This is a genomic window from Parasphingopyxis lamellibrachiae (genome assembly GCF_003385775.1).
Taxonomy (GTDB): domain Bacteria; phylum Pseudomonadota; class Alphaproteobacteria; order Sphingomonadales; family Sphingomonadaceae; genus Parasphingopyxis; species Parasphingopyxis lamellibrachiae.
Genome location: NZ_QRDP01000004.1, coordinates 1,919,123 through 1,937,831 on the forward strand (window position 1 = coordinate 1,919,123; position 18,709 = coordinate 1,937,831).

The 18,709-nt window shown below is 61.9% G+C and carries 15 protein-coding genes and 1 tRNA gene; 7 read left to right on the forward strand and 9 right to left on the reverse strand.

From position 1 onward, the window contains the following. Positions 1–13 precede the first annotated feature (13 nt). From DFR46_RS09500 to DFR46_RS09525, 6 genes are all read right to left on the reverse strand, one after another. Entirely contained in the window at positions 14–607 is a 594-nt protein-coding gene (locus DFR46_RS09500) for a DUF3501 family protein (protein WP_116236231.1), read from the reverse strand. Positions 608–616: 9 nt separating this feature from the next. Beyond that, entirely contained in the window at positions 617–1,948 is a 1,332-nt protein-coding gene (locus tag DFR46_RS09505; protein ID WP_116236232.1) for a heterodisulfide reductase-related iron-sulfur binding cluster, read from the reverse strand. 199 nt (positions 1,949–2,147) lie between these two features. Next, positions 2,148–2,573: a rubrerythrin family protein gene (locus tag DFR46_RS09510; RefSeq protein ID WP_116236233.1), complete on the reverse strand. Its 426-nt coding sequence runs from the start codon at positions 2,571–2,573 to the stop codon at positions 2,148–2,150. A gap of 207 nt (positions 2,574–2,780) precedes the next feature. Further along, positions 2,781–4,091, reverse strand: coding sequence for an amidohydrolase (locus tag DFR46_RS09515; RefSeq protein WP_116236234.1), 1,311 nt, complete (start codon positions 4,089–4,091; stop codon positions 2,781–2,783). Positions 4,092–4,161: 70 nt separating this feature from the next. Further along, the gene (locus tag DFR46_RS09520; protein ID WP_245953788.1) at positions 4,162–4,821 is read right to left on the reverse strand and encodes a DUF4893 domain-containing protein; all 660 of its coding nucleotides are present in this window, start codon (positions 4,819–4,821) and stop codon (positions 4,162–4,164) included. 38 nt (positions 4,822–4,859) lie between these two features. After that, a complete protein-coding gene (locus DFR46_RS09525) occupies positions 4,860–5,645 on the reverse strand; it encodes a 3-hydroxybutyrate dehydrogenase (protein WP_116236235.1) in 786 nt (261 codons plus the stop codon). A gap of 143 nt (positions 5,646–5,788) precedes the next feature. Here DFR46_RS09525 and ypfJ point away from each other — a divergent pair, with 143 nt between their 5' ends. Next, positions 5,789–6,712, forward strand: a complete 924-nt coding sequence (ypfJ, locus tag DFR46_RS09530; RefSeq protein ID WP_116237258.1) for a KPN_02809 family neutral zinc metallopeptidase — start codon at positions 5,789–5,791, stop codon at positions 6,710–6,712. 154 nt (positions 6,713–6,866) lie between these two features. On the opposite strand, the gene DFR46_RS09535 is transcribed toward ypfJ, so the two are convergent. Continuing rightward, positions 6,867–7,856 (reverse strand): NADP-dependent oxidoreductase, encoded by a 990-nt coding sequence (locus tag DFR46_RS09535; RefSeq protein ID WP_116236236.1) that lies wholly within the window; start codon positions 7,854–7,856, stop codon positions 6,867–6,869. 190 nt (positions 7,857–8,046) lie between these two features. On the opposite strand from DFR46_RS09535, the gene DFR46_RS09540 reads away from it, so the two are divergent. The 5 genes from DFR46_RS09540 (at position 8,047) to DFR46_RS09560 (ending at position 15,768) form a co-directional block, all read left to right on the forward strand. Continuing rightward, positions 8,047–8,122 (forward strand) — tRNA-Ala (locus tag DFR46_RS09540). A gap of 485 nt (positions 8,123–8,607) precedes the next feature. Further along, positions 8,608–11,136 carry a TonB-dependent receptor gene (locus DFR46_RS09545; protein ID WP_245953789.1) on the forward strand — a complete coding sequence of 843 codons (2,529 nt, stop codon included), beginning with the start codon at positions 8,608–8,610 and terminating at the stop codon, positions 11,134–11,136. A gap of 104 nt (positions 11,137–11,240) precedes the next feature. After that, positions 11,241–12,323: a helix-turn-helix transcriptional regulator gene (locus DFR46_RS09550; protein ID WP_211306413.1), complete on the forward strand. Its 1,083-nt coding sequence runs from the start codon at positions 11,241–11,243 to the stop codon at positions 12,321–12,323. Between the two features lie 137 nt (positions 12,324–12,460). Further along, positions 12,461–13,393 carry an alpha/beta fold hydrolase gene (locus DFR46_RS09555; protein ID WP_116236239.1) on the forward strand — a complete coding sequence of 311 codons (933 nt, stop codon included), beginning with the start codon at positions 12,461–12,463 and terminating at the stop codon, positions 13,391–13,393. 35 nt (positions 13,394–13,428) lie between these two features. Continuing rightward, positions 13,429–15,768 carry a TonB-dependent receptor gene (locus DFR46_RS09560; RefSeq protein WP_116237259.1) on the forward strand — a complete coding sequence of 780 codons (2,340 nt, stop codon included), beginning with the start codon at positions 13,429–13,431 and terminating at the stop codon, positions 15,766–15,768. Positions 15,769–16,012: 244 nt separating this feature from the next. Here DFR46_RS09560 and DFR46_RS09565 read toward each other — a convergent pair whose 3' ends face one another. Both DFR46_RS09565 and DFR46_RS09570 read right to left on the reverse strand, forming a co-directional pair. Further along, a complete protein-coding gene (locus DFR46_RS09565; RefSeq protein WP_116236240.1) occupies positions 16,013–17,356 on the reverse strand; it encodes an amidohydrolase in 1,344 nt (447 codons plus the stop codon). Positions 17,357–17,460: 104 nt separating this feature from the next. Further along, complete coding sequence (locus tag DFR46_RS09570) at positions 17,461–17,586, reverse strand: entericidin A/B family lipoprotein (protein ID WP_116236241.1); 126 nt, start codon at positions 17,584–17,586, stop codon at positions 17,461–17,463. Between the two features lie 140 nt (positions 17,587–17,726). Here DFR46_RS09570 and DFR46_RS09575 point away from each other — a divergent pair, with 140 nt between their 5' ends. Beyond that, the gene (locus tag DFR46_RS09575) at positions 17,727–18,602 is read left to right on the forward strand and encodes a TauD/TfdA dioxygenase family protein (RefSeq protein ID WP_116236242.1); all 876 of its coding nucleotides are present in this window, start codon (positions 17,727–17,729) and stop codon (positions 18,600–18,602) included. The last annotated feature ends 107 nt before the right edge of the window (positions 18,603–18,709 follow it).

An 18,709-nucleotide genomic window follows, 5' to 3' on the forward strand; every position in this document is an offset into this window, starting at 1 on the left:
AGTCTGACAAAAACTATCCGAAATCGCGCGACAGTTCGGCGCGCATCTCCTCGCCCATTATCGCCGCATGGCCATAAGCCGGATGATCGATCTGGAAGAGTATCTGATTGACCGTATCGCGAAATCTCGCCTTCTGCTCCGCTGTGAACGCAAAGTGCAGGAACAGCACGGCAGAGGCCTTGCCGCTGGCGCTTTCGCGGTCGACATCCTGTTCGGGGACGGCCCCGATCTTCTCGCCATCCACCACGATATGGATATGGTCGATCACCCCGCCAAGCTGGTTCAGCAACAGATCGCGCCGCGCCGGGTCTTCGACCTCGAACATCAGGGTGCAGGTCAGCTCGTCGCCATTGGGGATCATCGGGTTATAGGCAGCCAGCTCATCAACCAGCTGCTCCTCGCCGCCCTTCTCGATGCGCAGCATTTCCTGCACCTGCAGCCACATCGTGTCCCAGCTTTCGAAATAGACGGTGACATGCGGGCCGACAGAGAGCCGGCGGAACCGCTTGCGCAGCAGATTCTCCTCCCGCTTCTCGGCACGGATCTGCTCGAAATCGGCGAGGCCCATAATGTCGTCGGCGGTGATTTCACGCGTGTTGCGCGGCATGTCTAGCTCCTAAAATCCGTAAGCTTTGGCGACCAGTTCGATGGGATGGCCGACCCGTTCGGGCACATCCTCGCCGCCGCTCGCCTTCATCACTTCGCGCAGATGCGGGCCGGCCAGCGGGCATTCGCTGACGACATAATCGGGATTGCCCTTTTTCAGATTGCGCACCGTAGGCCGGGCGAGTTTGACGGCGGTGTCGTAATTGTCCGCCATGATGCCCCATTTGCCGCCATGGCCCGAACAGCGTTCGACAATGGTGGGCGTCGCTCCGGGGATGAGTTTCAGCATCTCCATCGCCTTGGCCCCGATATTCTGGGCGCGGCTGTGACAGGCGAAATGCAGGCCGATCCTGCTCGCCATTTCGGGCACTTCGACCAGCCCTTTGTCTTTGGCAAGCTCGACAACATATTGGGCAAGATCGCGCGTATGTTCGGCCAGCTTCTGTACGGTCGGATTATCCGGCAGGATCAGCGGCCATTCGAATTTCAGCATCAACGCGCAGGACGGGGTGAGCGCGACGATATCGTAGCCGCGATCGATCAGCGGCCCGAAATGGGCGGCCACGGCCTCGGCGCTTTTCGCCACACCGGCAAGATCGCCATTTTCAAGGAGCGGCATACCGCAGCAATGGGGGTGATCGATCCGACAGGAGACGCCATTGTGCGAGAGCACATCGAGCGCGGCCCTGCCCGGCGTGGAATCGTTGAAATTGGCGTAGCAGGTGGCATAGATCGCCGCCTTGCGCCCGAAATTGGGCGCCTCGAGATTCACTGCCGGCATCGCTTTCGCCGGGGTCTTGCTGAACTGCTTCGAATCATAGCGCGGCAGGTGCGCGCGTTTGTCGATCCCGAGCGTCTTTTCCATGGCGCTGCGGGTCAGCCCGTTCGACTCTTTGGTCGCCCAATTGGCGAGGCCCGATACCTTGGTAGCCAGCTTGCCGTTGCGGTCGGTCTTGGCGAGCTCCCTGTCCGCGAATTTGGTTTCGCCCTTCTTATGCTCAATCGCGCGGGCGCGGAGCATCAGGTGCGGGAAATCGAGATCGAAATCATGGGGCGGCACATAGGGGCACTTCACCATGAAGCACATGTCGCACAGGGTGCAGGCATCGACGACCGGCTTGAAACTCTCGCTCGGGAGATCCTCGACCATCTCGGTCTCGCTGTCGTCGATCAGGTCGAAAAGCTGGGGGAAGCTGTCGCACAGGTTGAAGCAGCGCCGGCATCCATGGCAGATATCGAAAACCCGGCGCAGCTCGGCATCGAGCAGATCGGGATCGTAAAACTCATCGTCCTGCCAGGCGATCGGATGGCGCGTTGGCGCTTCCAGGCTGCCTTCCTGCATGTGGTCGCTCCCCTGCGAAAACCGTGCGGGCTGAGCCTGTCGAAGCGCTGCTCTTCTTGTTGGCGGTTGTTAAAAAGAAGGACAGCCCTTCGACAGGCTCAGGGCGAACGGGAAATGGGTATCTCGGTCTTCAGCAAAACGGGGGCCAAGCGTTTCCGGCTGGCCCCCGCCCTATCTCATTACCGTATCGAAACCTCGCCTACGCTTCGGCTTTGAGCGTATCGAGCGTCCGCTGGAACTTACCGGCATGGCTCTTTTCCGCCTTGGCCAGCGTTTCGAACCAGTCGGCGATTTCCTCGAACCCTTCTTCGCGCGCGGTTTTCACCATGCCCGGATACATATCCGTATATTCATGGGTTTCGCCGGCAATCGCGGCGCCGAGATTTTCCTCGGTCGAACCGATCGGCTCGCCGGTTGCCGGATCGCCGCATTCCTCCAGGAATTCGAGATGGCCGTGCGCATGGCCGGTTTCGCCCTCTGCCGTGGAGCGGAACACAGCGGCGACATCGTTATGGCCTTCGATATCGGCCTTTTGCGCGAAATAGAGATAGCGGCGATTGGCCTGGCTTTCGCCGGCAAATGCGGCCTTGAGATTTTCTTCGGTCTGACTGCCCTTCAGTTCCATGATCACTCTCCTTGTTGAAACGGATGATTGCCGACGTGCGCCGGACTCGCAACTTCGTTGCTAGCCGAGGCCAGCGAGTCGAAGGAAACGGAATTTACAGATGGTGTTGAGCGACAGAAACGATCAATCGCTTGATTTTAATTAAGAATGCTTCTCAATAAGGGATGGGCTGGCGCGGCGATTTCCGGATACGGGAATTCTGACAGATCATTCCGGCGCCAATATCTCCATCGCGGCAACCACCAGGGCTTCCGTTGCCGTGCTCACCACGGCCTCGGCATCGGGGGCCCATAGCCCGCTGTGCAGGGACGGCAGCTGGATCTCACCGCGCTCGGCCGCTTCCCAACGATCCGCCGGAACGCCGCCGACCCAGAAAAGGACGCTCTGGATATTCTCGCGGTCCGCCCGCCAGAAGCGGCTGAAATCCTCGCCGCCCATGACCGGCTCGCCTTCCAGCACCCGCGCCTCGCCAAAACGACCACGCCAGACATTCATCAGCTCGCCGGTAAGATCGGGCGTGTTGTAAACCGCCGGAGTATACTCGTTGCGGCGAGTGACTTCCGGCATCAGCTCTTCGGGCAATCCCGCGACGATCCCTTCGGCCCGCGCAATCCGCTCAATGCCCGAAAGCAGCTGTTCGCGCACTTCGTCCGTATAGCTGCGTACGGTGAGGAGCAGCTGCGCCTGGTCCGATATGATATTGTGCTTGGAGCCGGACCGGAAACTGCCAACCGTGACAACAGCCGGCTGTTGCGGATCGACTTCCCGGCTCACCAGAGTTTGCAGGGCGCCGACGATCCGGGAGCCCAGAACGATCGGATCGCGGGTTGTGTGCGGATAGGCGCCGTGCCCGCCAACCCCGTGTACATGGATATCGACACTGTCGACATTGGCCATGGCAAAGCCCGGCACAACGCCGATCGACCCGGCCGGCGCCGATGCGGAATCATGGAAGGCGAGCGCAAAATCCGGTTTCGGAAAGCGTTCGTACAGCCCGTCTTCCAGCATCATCCGCGCGCCCGCGCCGCGCTCCTCGGCCGGCTGCAGGATCGCCACCAGGGTGCCCGACCATTGATCGCGCCGCGCGACAAGCTGGCGCGCCGCGCCGACCCATGCGGTCATGTGCGTATCATGGCCGCAAGCGTGCATGACGCGCGATTCAATGCCCTCATCGGTCGTCGCGACGACCTGGCTGGCGAAGTCGAGGCCCGTCTGTTCCTCCACCGGAAGCCCGTCCATATCCGCGCGCATCAGCAGCACGGGGCCCGGGCCGTTCTCCATCACCGCGACCACGCCATGGCCGCCGACGCCGGTCGTCACTTCGAAGCCAAGCTCTTCGGCGATTGCAGCGAGTCGCGCGGCGGTCTGTTCCTCCTGGAAGGACAATTCCGGATTGGCGTGGAGGTGGCGATACAGCTCCATCAGCTCGGGCATATCGGCGGCAACCGCATCGCTCAGCTCATCGGCATAGGCCGGAGAAGCGAAAAGCAGGGGAAGGGCGTAAAGCAGGTGGCGCATGGATGATCCTCTCGAATGTTTTCGTGCTTACTGAACAGAATCCCCCACCGTTTCAAGGGAGGGAAATCCCCTACTCGGCCGGCACCAGTTCGATGATATCGACCAGCGATTCGAAGCGCGGATAGGGCAGAACGATCCGCCAGCGCGCATCGCCGATCCGCTCCAGCGTGCCGGCCATGTCGCGATTGGCATCGCGGCCATAGACATGGGCGCGCGTTTCATCGCCCAGCTCCAATACGCCGAGAAAGATCATCCGGAGCCTGTTTTCCGGATAGAGAGTTCCGCTCGGGCGCTGCGATCCCGTGAGCTTGGTAAAACGCAGCGTCTCGCCCTGATCCTGGATCCGGCAACGAAACCAGGGATAGGCGACAAAGGACAAAGGCACGCTGCCCTGCGAACCGAGTTTGACGAAGCGGCAGCGATAGTCTCCTGCGGGCGGCCGCGGATCGGCCAGCCCCGCATCGGGCCGGAGCAGCGCGCCTTCGGCGGCGACCTCATTGGCATGGCCGCCCGCCGCGGCATCGGCCACGCCTTCCCGGAAGGACCGGCGCCAGTTCGATATCCGCGCCCGATCGTCCCGCGTGGCGATCGACTGCCAATAGGTCGGCAGTTCCTGATTGGGATTGGCCCCTGCCGGAACGCCCGTCACGCCATCGGTATAGGCACAGGAGGAGAGCAGCAAAGCCGCCGCTATCCCCGTCAATATTGCGCTTGCTCGCCCCGTCATCATGGCTCAGCCTAACCTATCTCCGAACTACGGTATAGCAGTTACTGCGCCGTCCAGCCGCCATCCATGGAAAGGTTGGCGCCGGTGATCTGCGATGCTTCGTCGCGGCACAGATAGAGGGCGAAGCTCGCGACTTCTTCCGGCATGACGAATTTCTTGGTCGGCAGCGCAGCCAGCAGCACCTCCTCGATAACCTGTTCGCGCGTCATGCCGCGCGCCTTCATCGTATCGGGAATCTGCTTCTCGATCAGCGGCGTCCAGACATAGCCGGGGCTGATGCAGTTTACGGTCACCCCGTCCCGGGCGGCTTCGAGCGCCACCGTCTTGGCGATCCCGCCCAGTCCGAATTTGGTTGCGTTATAGGCCGATTTGAACGGGCTTGCGACGATCGAATGGGCCGAAGCGGTATAGATGATCCGTCCCCACCCCTTTTCCTTCATCGCGCCGACGACGAGCCGGGTCAGATGCCATGGCGAGGAAAGGTTGATGGCGAGCATCTGATCCCATTTCTCGACCGGGAACTCCTCAATCGGTGAAACATGCTGGATACCGGCATTGGCGATGGCGATATCGGGCGCGCCCAGTTCGTCCGTGCATCGTTCGACCATCGCTTCGATGGCGGCGGGATCGGACATGTCGGCGTCGGAATAAACGGCCCTGGCGCCGGACAGGTCTTCCAGCGCCTTGCGCTCGGCCTCGATCTCCTCGGCATCGCCGAAGCCGTTGATCATGACGCTGGCCCCTTCGGCCGCCAGCGCCTTTGCATAGGCCAGGCCGATGCCAGAGGTGGAGCCGGTGATGAGGGCGGTCTTGCCTTTGAGGAACATGGGATCGGGCCTTTCTGCTGCCGGTGATTTGCGCCCTACCTAACCGCCCGGCGCAATCATGCCAGCCCCAAATGCCGCGCCCGATTGCAACACCGCCCCGGCTCGCCCATTATTCGGCACCAGTTTTTGAGGGGAGAATCGCCATGCGTTTGGGCGGACGTCGCAGCAGCAGCAATATCGAACGGCAGACCGGCGGAGGACGCCGCGGCGGCTTTCGCATGCCCGGCGGCGGCCGGCGCGGCGGTGGACTGCCGATCCCGATCCCGGCAAGCGGGCGCGGCCAGATGGGCTGCGGCACGATCGTCATCATGATTATTATCTTCCTCGCCATGTCCTATTTCGGCGGAGGCCTCGGCAATCTCGGCCTGTCCGGGGGCGGAGGCGGCGGCCCGATGAGCGGCGGCGAAGTGACGCGCGGCGAACAGGCTATCCAGGACGAGACCGACCGTTTCGTGGCTCAGGTGCTCGGCTCTACCGAGGACCGCTGGACGGAGATTTTCGCGGAAAGCGGCCAGCGCTATCAACCGGCCACGCTCGTCTTCTACGATAACCGGGGCAGTTCAGGCTGCGGCGCGGCGGATTCGGCAATGGGGCCCTTCTATTGCCCCGCCGACCAGAAAATCTATCTCGATACGGACTTCTTCACCCAGCTGCGGACCGATTTGGGCGCGGGCGGCGATTTCGCCCAGGCCTATGTGATCGCCCATGAGGTCGGCCATCATATCCAGACAATCACCGGCATTTCCAATCGTGTGCGTTCCCAGCAGCAGCGGGCAAGCGCCGCAGAAGGCAACCAGCTGCAGGTGCGGATGGAATTGCAGGCCGACTGTTATGCAGGCGTCTGGGCGAACCGCGAGCGCGATGCGATGGAACCCGGCGACATGGAAGAAGGCATGCGCGCGGCCAATGCGATCGGCGACGATACGCTGCAACGCGCCGCCCAGGGTTATGTCGTTCCGGAGAGCTTTACCCATGGAACGTCCGAACAGCGCCAGCGCTGGCTGCGGCGCGGGATCGAAAGCGGCAACCCCGATGTCTGCGATACGTTCAGCGCGCGGAGACTTTAGTCCGTCAGAACGTTGCTAGCGCAACGTCGCCGCACCGGCCCGCTCCCCCACCCGGCCTCCCACGAGTGTATCCTGAATGGGAGGCCGGGTGGGGGAGCGGGCCGGTGCGGCGCTCAACCGTCAGGTAGAGTCTGACAAAAGAACCACCTTACGTTTATACCTTCACCAGCATCTTACCCGTATTCCCGCCTGTAAACAGCCCGATAAACGCATCGACCTGGCTTTCGAGCCCTTCATGCACGGTTTCCTGGCTGGTCAGTTTTCCGGCCTGCAGCATCGCGCCCATATCGGCGTGGAATTCGCCCATCCGGTCCATAAACTGGGTGACGATGAAGCCGCGGACATTCAGGCCCTTGCCGATGATGTTCATGATATAGCGGAACTCCATCGGTTCGGTGCTGTTATAGCCCGAGATCATCCCGCATTCGGCGAAGCGCGCGCCGGGATTGGCGACCGCGAAGGCCGCATCGAGATGCTCGCCGCCGACATTGTCGAAATAGACGTCGATGCCGTTCGGCGCCGCCTTCATCAATTTGGGCATCAGCTCGCCTTCGGCCTTGTAATCGATCACCGCATCGGCACCGAGTGATTTGACCCAGTCGCATTTTTCCTGTCCGCCGGCCGAGCCGATGGCCGTCATGCCCTTGGCTTTGGCGATCTGGATGACGGTCGAGCCTACCGCGCCGGCCGCACCCGATACGAACACGATATCGCCTTCCTTTGCGCTCGCGACATCGAGCAGACCGAAATAGGCCGTCATCCCCGGCATGCCGAGAAAGCCGAGAAAAGACTGAACCGGGATACCGAGATCGGGAAGCTTCTGCGCCTCTGCGGCATTCACCACCGCTTCGTCGCGCCAGCCGGCCCCGTGCTGGACCATGTCGCCAACGGCAAATCCCTCGGCATTGCTTTCTACGACCTCGCCGATCGCTCCGCCTTCCAGGGGCGCGTCGATCGCAAAAGGCGGCACATAGCTTTTCACGTCGCGCATCCGGCCGCGCATATAGGGGTCGACGGACAGCCACTGATTGGCCACCCGGATCATGCCATGACCCATTTGTGTTTGTTCGAATTCCCTGAGCTCAAAATTTTCGGGGGCGGGCATAGCTTCGGGGCGGGATTTCAGGTGCCAGGCGCGGGCCATATTATTCTCCTATCGTGCGATTCGGGTTTTCTATTGAAACTTAGGGTAGCAGGATAGATGGCAAAGGACAGGGCCGGATCGCCACTGCCCGATCAAAATTTTGCGATCCGTCCGCCACCATATTGCACCGATATTCGGCCATCGCTAAATATGAAGCACCGCCCCGGAAGGGCGGCCATTCCGGCGGTGCGGGGCTGTAGCTCAGTTGGGAGAGCGCTGCGTTCGCAATGCAGAGGTCGGGGGTTCGAATCCCCCTAGCTCCACCACCGCCGACCCCGCCAAAATCAGGCATGCGCTGCGTCGGGCCAGTCCAACGCACCGGGGCCGGCATCCGCGCGACCCAACGCGCCGACGGAATCCTGCTATCGATTTTTTCCCCTTGATTCTGGTGTTTACGATATGCAAGGTAGTTTCGTTATAAAACTGAGTAATAAATGAAACAGGGCATTTCGCCCGGCAATGCGGCATCGCAATCCTGCCATCGGATCGAAAACCATGGCGGGCGGGAAGAGGGGTCCCGAGCCTGTCGCGCCAGTCGAGATCGCCGAACCTGGAGTGTCTGCCTGCCATGACATAGACATTTGCGGCCCTGATGCCGCTGGACGGGCCGACACCCCTCGGCGCCCCCGGATCGAGATCCGACACCGTTAGATATTATCGAGGTAGCGAGGTTCGCAGCCTGCGGGCAGCTTTGCCTTCTATCGCTCTCAACTCCCCCCCACCAACCTTTCCAAGCAACAAGGATTCCATTGTGAAAAAGTCCATTCTGCTCGCCAGCGCCGCCGCCATCTTCGCCGCCGCTCCGGTCCATGCCCAGACCGAATCACCCCAAACCGATCCGGCCCCGGCCGCGACGGCCGAAGAGGGCAATTTCGACACGAACATCATTCTCGTTACCGCAACCCGGCGCGCGGAAGACGTCCAGAGCGTTCCCATTTCGGTTTCGGTTATCAGCGGCGATCTCGTCCAGAATGCAGGCGTCGACGACATCCGCGATTTCTCCCAGCTCGCGCCGAGCCTCGTCGCGACGACGGGCCAGTCCTCGTCCAACGCCACCGCGCTCTCGATTCGCGGTATCGGAACGGCCGGCGACAATCCGGGCTTCGAACCGGCGGTCGGCGTATTCATCGACGGCGTCTATCGTGCCCGCGCCGGTGTCGCGCTGAGCGAACTCCCGCCAGTTGAGCGCGTCGAAATACTGCGCGGCCCGCAGGGCACGCTGTTCGGCCGCAACACATCGGCCGGCGCGCTCAGCGTCACGACCCAGATGCCCGAATTCGATCTCGGCGGATTCGTCGAGGGCAGCTATGGCAATTTCGACGCCTTCGAGCTGCGCGGCGGCATCACCGGCCCGGTCAACGACATGATCGCGCTGCGCCTCGATGGCATCTACCGCCAGCGCGACGGCTATATCACCGATGTCAATTCGGGCCGCGATATCAATACCATCGATCGCTATGCCGTGCGCGGCCAGGGCCTGTTCGAGAATGAACGCCTTACCATCCGCATCATCGCCGATTATGCCGATACCGACGAGGAATGCTGCGGCGCCGTCAATCTCGTCTCCGGGCCAACTGCAGGCGCGCTCAACCTGATTGCGGGCCTTGCCGGCAATACCGGCGTTGCAACCGGCGACCCCGAAGACCGCATCATGGGCATCACGCCGGGCCGCAACTACAACGAAGCGGTCGAGGAATGGGGCATTTCGGCGCAGATCGATTATGAGTTCGACGCCTTCACCCTAACCTCGATCACCGCATTCCGCGACTGGCGCTCGCTGCGCAACCAGGACATCGACTATTCCGGCGCAGACCGCGCCTATCGCGACGGATACCGGACCGGCCTGGAAGATTTCACCCAGGAAATCCGGCTCCAGGGCACGGCGTTCGACGACCGGCTCGACTGGCTGGTCGGCGCTTTCTATCTCAACGAAACGCTGACCCTGCGCGACACCGTCCGTTTCGGCACGCAGGCCAACCAATATGTCGATGCGCTGTTCGCCTTCGATCCGGCGGCGGGTTTCGAATTCTTCGACAGCTTCGGCCCGTCGGTTCCGGAATTCGGCCAGGTTCTGCTTGCCACCAATCCGCAGCTCGCGGCGGCGGCGGCCCAGAACCCGGCCCTGTTCGCGCTGTTCAACACACCGCTTCCGGGCAACCCGGCCGGCTCCGGCCAGCAGGCGGACAATTATACGGTCGATACCGAGGCGATCGCGCTCTTCACCCACAATGTCATCGATATTACCGACGAGCTGTCGCTGACCCTCGGCCTGCGCTGGAACCATGAGGAAAAGGACATCACGGCCAGCCTAAATGCCAATGTGCCGGCTTGCGGCTTCTTCGCAGATCCAGCGACGGCGCCCTATAGCAACCTCATCCTCGCCAATGTCCCCGCCGCTTTCCTGCTCGCCTGCAACCCGACGGTGAACAGCGAATTCAACGGCAATTATTCGGGCGGGTTCAGCGATGACGAGTTCACCGGTACGGTGCGCCTCGCCTATCAGATCAACCCGGATGTGCTGGTCTATGCGGCCTATGACCGCGGCTATAAATCGGGCGGTTACAATCTCGACCGCGCCGGTTTCGACACGGTATTGCTGGGCGGCAACGGCCCCCAGCTTACCGACCTGCAGTTCGAGGCAGAAACCGTCGATGCCTATGAAATCGGACTGAAGACCAATTGGGGCCGCGAGTTCACATTCAATGTTGCCGCCTTCTATCAGGACTTCACGAATTATCAGCAGCTGGTCTTTTCCGGCACGAGCTTCTTCGTGCAGAATGTCGAGCAGACGATCTCCAAGGGTTTCGAGATCGATGCGACGATCCGCCCCGTGCGCGACCTGACTTTCCAACTCGGCTATGCGCTGACCGATGCCGGTTTCGATCCGAGCAGCAACCTCACCGGAACGCCGCTTGCCGGCGCCGAGGGGCTGCAGCTGGTCAACGTGCCGCGGCACACGCTGACAGGCGCGGCGACCTGGACCCCGGCCCTCACCAACGGACTTGACGGCCTGCTCCATGTCGATGCCCGATTCAACAGCAGTACGGCCACAAGCGCGGCCGGTCGCGGCATCACCGACAATGAGCCCTATGGCATCATCAATGCTCGGATCGGCCTGGTTTCGTCCGACGAAAGCTGGCGGCTCGAATTCTTCGTCGAGAATCTTCTGGACACCTATTACAATGTCCAGACCTTCGCGGTTCCCGAACAGACCGGCACCTTTGCCGGCTATCCGGGTGCGCCGCGTCTATACGGTATCTCCGCCCGGTTCGGCTTCTAGCCCAACCCGGAGATCCGAACGGAAAAAGCCGGTGCGGTTCGCCGCGCCGGCTTTTTCTTTGCCATGCGCGGGCAGGCCTTTTTTGCCGTAACGAGACACGGCCCGTGGCTTTGCCTATAGCACGGCGCATGATGATCGAGGCGCAGGGTCTGGGCGGTGTGAGCGTGGCGGCGGCCACGCTGCGTCCGCTCGACGCGATCATCGAAGAAGCGGCGCTCGACCGACAGGCCGTGCTCAACGCCGCGCACCTTCCGGGCAATCTGCTCGACCCGGACCATGAAGGGCAGATTAGCCTTGGCGATTATTTCCGGTTGAGCGAGCAGATCGCGCTCGCCATCGGCGATGAAACGATTCATGTTTCGGCGCGCCCGCTGATGCTGGGCACATCCGATTTTATCCGCGACCGGCTCCGCAGCGCCAAAACGGCTCGCGACATGCTGGATATCCTCGCCGCAAGCTACAATGTGATTCATGGCGGGCGCTACAACAAGGTGACACAGGCACGCGAAGAGCTGTGCTTCGTCATGGACGACAGCGAATTTCCCTATGCGATTCCCAAGGACGATCCGTTCATACTTTTCTCGCTCGAAGCCCTGCTCGTCTATGTTCATGTGCTGCTGCGATCGAGCAGCACCGCAGACGCGCCCCTCCCCGTCCGCAGCCTCCGCACGCGTCGGAAAAAAGGGGGCGTACCCAGCCCGCTGGCCGATTGGGGCGTACCTATCGTACACGGCGCCCGGCATTTCGAGCTTCACTATGACGCGGCAATCGCCGACTGGCCGGTTGATCCAGCAGCTTGCCCGGTGCTCAGCTCGCGGACAATCTATGGCGGTATCGCACGAACACTCGATCAGCTGGGTCATGCGGATGCAGCAGGCGGCGATATTGTAGAGCGTACGGCCCAGGCCTTGAGGGACGGCCTGGGGAACCAGCAGAGTGTGGCTCGCCATCTCGGCATGAGTGTCGCGTCGCTACGCCGCCGGCTGGAAGAACGCGGGACCCGATTCCGCGAGATTCGCGCGGCTACGCTAGCCAGCGAGGCGAAGCTCCGGATCGACAATGGCCAGCCGGTTGCCGAGATAGCCGAAGATCTGGGTTTCAGCGATGGACGCAGTTTCGCACGTGCATTTCGCGATTGGACGGGTCAGTCGCCCCGCCAGTATCGGGGTGATAGGCGCCTATCCTGAAAGCGGGCCGGGCAGCCCTTCTGAGCGAAATTGTCCCTTTCAAATTGATCGAAGGCGTCATCGACCAGACGGGCTTGCCGTGTCTAGGACGGAAAGAGAAGCTGGCAGCAATAGCCAGCGCAAAAGGGCCGGGTGTAGTGAAAAGTAAATTTTCAAAATTTGCCGTTTTGGCGGCCATTGGCGCATTCGCGCTGCACGGCTGTGCACCCGAAACACCGGCACCTGCGCCTGCTGCGACGACACCGGATTCCGCGCCGACCCTCAGCACCATAGATATTGACGGTGCCCGGATCCGGGTCAGCGAAGAAGGCCCGGTCGACGCGCCGGTGATCGTCCTGTTGCACGGCTTCACGATGAGCCTTGAAAGCTGGGACGGCTGGGCGGCGCGCCTTAGCGAAGACTATCGCATTGTCCGTTACGACCTGCTCGGCCACGGCATGACCGGCCCCGATCCGCTCGCCCGCTATGCGCCGGATGAGCGGGTCGAAGTTCTGGGCCGCCTGCTCGATGCGCTGGGCATCGAACGCGCGACTTTAGGCGGAAACAGTTTTGGCGGACTGGTCGCCTGGCGCTTTGCCGCGGCGCATCCCGAACGGGTCGAGCGCCTGGTTCTCGTCGATAGCGGCGCCTATTCGATCTACGGGGTTACCGAAAACCCTGTGCCCGTGCCCGATATGATGCGGGGCTATCTACTCGCCGCGCCGCTCGCCGGCGTCCAGGCCTCGGCCGCGCAAATCTATGCCGACCTCTCGCGCCTTCCCGAAGGCCGGGTCGAACAGATCCAGCAGATGATGGCCCAGCCGGGCAATGGCGAAGCCTTTATCGGCCATCTCGAAGAGTTCGTCCTGCCGGAACCGACCGAAGATCTTGGGCGAATTACCGCGCCGACCCTGATCCTGTGGGGCGAGGCAGACCGCATCGTTCCGCTCGACCACGCCGCGCGGATCGCCGCGGCGATCCCCGGCGCACGGCTCATCACCTATCCCGGCGTCGGCCATGCGCCGCAGGAAGAAATCCCGGCCCAGACCGCCACCGACGTTCGCGCCTTTCTCGAAAACAACAGCCAATGATCATCAACGAAAAAAACATCTACAGGGAGACTATCATGTCCAATCGCAGCCCCAGCCGCCGCGCGGTCCGCTATCTTGGCGGCATCGCCCTCGCACCGCTCGCCTTCGCACTGCCGGGCACAGCCCAGGCACAGACCGGAACGGACGCCGAAACCGCCAGCGGAAACGCCCCGATCGTTGTCAGCGCGCGCCGCCGCGACGAGACGCTGATCGAGGTTCCGCTTTCGATCAGTACGTTCAGCGGAGACGATCTCGATCAGTCGGGTACACTGGACATTACCGAAATTGCCGAAAGCGTTCCGAATGTAACGTTCGAAGTATCGCGCGGCACGAACACCACGCTCACCACCTTCATTCGCGGCGTCGGCCAGCAGGATCCCGTTGCCGGATTTGAAAACGGCGTCGGCCTGTATGTCGATGACGTTTACTTCAACCGCCCGCAGGGTGCGGTGCTCGATGTTTTCAATGTCGAGCGCATCGAGGTTTTGCGCGGGCCGCAAGGTACGCTGTACGGTCGCAACACGATTGGCGGCGCGGTGAAGTTCATCACCCGGCGACTGGAAGACAGCCCGACCGGCGAAGTGCGGTTCAACGCAGGCACCTATGGCCAGTTTGACGGGGTCGCATCGGTCGCGCTGCCCGTCGGCAATAGCGGTTTCTATGTCGGCGCGGCGGGCGCGCTGCTGACGCGCAACGGATTTGGCGAGAACCTCAATCTCGGAATCGAGAATTACAACAAGGATGTGGCGGCCGCGCGCGGTACGATCGAATATGCGCCGAACAGTGACATCTTCGTGCGGTTCACCGGCGATTATACCGATGACCGCAGCAACCCGCGCCAGGGCTCGCGCCTGATCCCGGGTCTGCTCTCCGGCGCACCGGTTCTCGACAATGAATTCGATACGCGCGCCGGTCTCCAGAATCCGGGCCAGCGGGTGGAAGCCTGGGGTGTCTCGATGACCGCCGAAATCCAGGTCAGCGAAACGATCCGGCTGCGCAATATCCTTGCCTATCGCGATGACGAAAGCTCGACGCCGATCGATTTCGACAGCCTTCCGGCCGCCGACCTCGACGTGCCCGCGCTTTATGCCAACGACCAGTTTTCCGAGGAATTCCAGATCGTTTATGACGATGGACGCCTGGCAGGCCTGCTCGGCTTCTATTATCTCGATGCCAACGCCACGACCAATTTCGATGTCATCCTCGACACGCTGGCCCCGACATTGCCGGGCCTGACCGCGAAAACCTTTGGCGATGTGGCGACCGAAACCTGGTCTGTGTTCGGCGATTTCACCTTCGACATTACCGATCAGTGGAGCGTATCGGTCGGCGGCCGGTACACGCATGACCGGCGAGATTCGCGCGTATTGCGGCAGACCTTCCTGTTCGGCCCGTCGACCGATTTCGGCGGTGCCAATCCGCTGCTTATCGCAACGACATCGGATTTCGACGATGGCGCGACCTTCGAGGAGTTCACGCCGCGCGCATCGATTTCCTATCGCCCGACGCCCGACCACAATATCTACGCGTCTTACAGCCGCGGCTTCAAGGGCGGCGGGTTCGATCCGCGCGGCCAGACAACGGCAGCGCCCGATCTAGATGGCGATGGCGATATCGATGCGGCGGATATCTACGAATTCATGAGCTTCGACCCCGAAATCGTCGACAGCTATGAAATCGGCTATCATGGGGCGCTGGCCGACGGCGCAGTCACCGTCGCGCTCGCCGCCTTCTACGCCGATTATTCCGATATCCAGATCCCCGGTTCTGCCGGTTTCGATACCGATGGCGATGGCACCAACGACACTTTTATCGGCATCACATCGAACGCCGGCGCAGCCACGATCTGGGGTGTGGAATTCGAAGGTCAGGCCCGGCTAGGCCGCGATCTCGTCGCCTCGGGTGACCGGTTCGGCTTCAACTGGGCAATCGGCTATATCAACGCCGAATATGACGAGTTCATCGATGCCTTCGGTGTCGATGTGGCGGGCCAGAGGGTATTCCAGAATACGCCCGAATGGACCTTGTCCGGCACGGCCAACTATTCGATCCCGGCATTTGGCGGGGACCTGAACTTCCTGACGACGCTCAGCTATCGCAGCGAGACGAGCCAGTTCGAAGTGCAGAGCCCGCTGGACCAGCCCGGCTATGCGCTCTGGGATGCGAGCCTCGTATGGACCTCGGATGACGATCACTGGCAGCTTGGCCTGCACGCCAAGAACATCACCGATCACCGCTATATCGTCTCGGGCTATAATTTCGTTGCCCCCAACGGCGCCGGCGGCTTCACCCCGACGCTCGGCCGCGAAGGCACGCTGACGGCTTTCTACGGCGATCCGTTCCGCATGTTCGCCAGCGCCCGCATGCGGTTCTGACGCGGCGCAAGATATCGCACGCTCGAAAAGGGGTCGGAGATTTCCGGCCCCTTTTTAGTTTATCAGAACGTTGCTTGTGCAACGTCGCCGCACCGGCCCACTCCCCCTCCCAGCCTCCCAATCAGGATACACTCGTGGGAGGCCGGGAGGGGGAGTGGGCCGGTGCGGCGATTTCCTGCCAAGGAAATTCTGATAAAAAATCTGCCGCGCTCAACCGTTAGGTTGAGTCTGACAAAAACTCGACCTAGTCGTCGGACTCGCCGGACATTGGCGCGAGCAAATCCAGCACCGCGATGACCATCGCTTCCGTACCCAGCCGAACGGAGGGTTCCGGATCAACGCGGAAAAGCGGGCTGTGATGGGAGGGCACAGGCAGGCCACCAGCTTCGGCGGCGTCGAAGGCTGCCTGCGGTGTGCCGCCGACACTGAAATAGGCGCCGCGCACGCCGGTATCGGGCTGTACAAAATAGGCAAAGTCCTCCGCCCCCATGCCCGTCTGTTCAGTCGGCGGAAGCACGACTGCCTCGCCCAGCGAACCGACAAACACGCCGCGCAACCGGTCCGCGAGATCGGCATCGTTGATCGTCGGCGGCGTCGACTCGGTCGACACTTCCACTTCGGGCAGCCGGTCTTCGGGCATACCGTTCATCCGCCCCACATTTTCCGCGATCCGCGCAATGCCTTCCAGCAACGTCTCCCGCACCGCCTGATCGTTCGATCGGACCGTAAGCTGCATGGTGGCGCGGTCGGAGATGATGTTGTGCTTGATGCCGCCCTGGAACGCGCCGACCGTGACCACGGCGGGATCGAGCGGCGATACCGTCCGGCTGACCAGCGTCTGCAGCGCCATGATGATTTCCGCGCCCATCACGATCGGATCGATCCCGGCATGGGGATAGGCGCCGTGCGCGCCCACGCCGTGGATCGTGATATCGACGCTGTCTGAGGAGGAAGCGACAAGGCCCGGCTGCATGGCGATCGTACCGGTCGGTTGGCCCGAAGAAACGTGAAAGGCCAGGGCATATTCGGGTTTGGGGAAGCGGCTGTACAGGCCGTCTTCCATCATCGCGCGCGCGCCGCCTATCCGTTCTTCGGCCGGCTGGGCGACGAACAGGATCGTGCCGTTCCAGCTGTGGCGCCGGGCGGCGAGCTGCCGCGCAGCGCCGATAAGACTCGTGATGTGCACATCATGGCCGCAGGCATGCATGACGTTGGATTCGACGCCGTCGATACCGGTCTGGCGAGCGGTCGATGCATAGTCGAGGCCCGAGGCTTCGACTAGCGGCAGGCCGTCCATATCCGCGCGGACCAGCACCGTCGGCCCCTCGCCATTGCGCATCACGCCGACGACACCCGTGCCGCCGACGCCTTCCGTCACTTCCGCGCCGGCTTCACGGAGCTGCGCAGCAATGATCCCGGCAGTGCGGGTTTCCATATAGCTGAGCTCGGGATTGCGATGAAAATCGAGGAACAATTCTTCGAGAAAGGCGCTGTAATCGGCCTCGACATCGGCCGCGATATCCGATTGCGCGACGGCGGGCGCAGAAAGCAGGAAGGTTGCCGCAAGGGCGATAAGTGATGTGCGCATGAAATGTCCCCCGAATTGATCCGAATAGCGGATCGATACGCCGTCATCGGCACGGGGGCAAATGGGATTGCCCCGCCGCGACAGCGGCGGGGCAGACCGGAAATCTATTGCGCTTCCCGTGCGACGGTTTCGCCGACGGATTCGACATCTTCGCCAATGCCCTGGATGGTGTTGCAGCCAGCCGTGGCGGAAAAAACGAGTGCGGCGGCCAGAATCGCAAAGCTTTTCATTATTCTACTCCAGACTCAAAAACGACGCGGCATCGCGCGCCTGACGGGATATAAGCGCGCAACGGACCCAATGGTTCCCGCCGCTTGCGCCGGCGGGCCTTTAGGTACAGTCTGCCCGGAAAAAGAAGAGGAGAGACACTATGGCCGACCGGGACCCCGCCACCGAAATCAGGGCCGCACAGGATGCGCCCTTTTCCGTGCATCCGCTCACGCCCTCCATCGGCGCCGAGCTGCGCGATATCGATCTCGGCGCGCCCGATATCGCCGACGCGATCCCGGCGATCCGGCAGGCGCTGCTCGATCACAAGGTCATCTTCTTTCGCGATCAGGATATTAAGCGCGAGCAGCATCTGGCCTTTGCGCAGATGTTCGGCGAGCTGGAAATCCATCCGGCCACGCCCAAAGATCAGGATCACCCGGAAATCCTGCGCATCGAACATGGCCCCGACAGCCGGGGCCAGGAGAATATGTGGCATTCGGACGTGACCTGGCGCGCCGAGCCATCGCTTGGATCGATCCTGCGCGCGATCGAAATCCCCGAAGTGGGCGGCGATACACTGTTCGCCAATATGCACGCCGCCTATATGGGCCTCAGCGAAGAAATGCGCGGTTTCGTTTCCGGGCTGACGGCGGTGCATGATATCGCGCGGGTGTTTGCCAAGCGACTCGGCAAACCGCCCGAGGAGCTGCACGCAAAATATCCGCCGATGGAACATCCGGTGGTGCGCACGCACCCTGAAACAGGCTTGCCGGGCCTTTATGTCAACGGAGCCTTCACCAGCCATATCAAGGGGCTTTCGGATCAGGAAAGCGCCGATCTGCTGCGCCATCTGTACGCCCAGGCCGCCAATCCGGAAATTCAGTGCCGCTTTCGCTGGGCACCCGGATCGATCGCCTTTTGGGACAATCGCGCCTGCCAGCATTTTGCGGCGTCCGACTATTTCCCTGCCCGGCGGGCCATGGAACGCGCGACTATAAAGGGGGACCGGCCCTATTATTCGCCGGAAACGAACTGACGGCCGCGAGCCGAGATCACCGGGCAGAGCAAGCCCGGCAAACCACGCCAACAATTCCCTTAACGTTTACGTAAACCGTTGCTATCACAGGTGTCAGTAAGGAGAAC